This is a genomic window from Mycobacterium angelicum, from assembly GCF_002086155.1.
Classification (GTDB): domain Bacteria; phylum Actinomycetota; class Actinomycetes; order Mycobacteriales; family Mycobacteriaceae; genus Mycobacterium; species Mycobacterium angelicum.
In genome coordinates, this window is the sequence record NZ_MVHE01000416.1 from 1 (window position 1) to 258 (window position 258).

The 258-nt window shown below is 65.9% G+C and carries 1 protein-coding gene; it reads right to left on the reverse strand.

The window, feature by feature from the left end; translation table 11 throughout:
• On the reverse strand, nucleotides 1-258 hold a 258-nt coding region (locus BST12_RS30070; RefSeq protein ID WP_139802134.1), incomplete at both ends, for a PPE domain-containing protein.

Here is a 258-nt window from a genome sequence, read left to right on the forward strand (position 1 = left end):
GGCGCGCCGCTGGCCAACCAAGCCGGCAAGCCAGCCAGGTTCTGCAGCGGTTTACTGAACGGGGACAGCGCCGAGGCGATCGCCGATGCCCCGGCATGGTAGGCAGACATCGCCGACACATCGGCAGCCCACATTTGCTCGTACGTGGCTTCAATGGCAGCGATCGCCGGAGCGTTCTGTCCAAACAGGTTCGACATCACCAGCGACACCAGGTCGGCACGGTTGGCCGCCACCAGCATCGGCTGCACCACCGCCGTC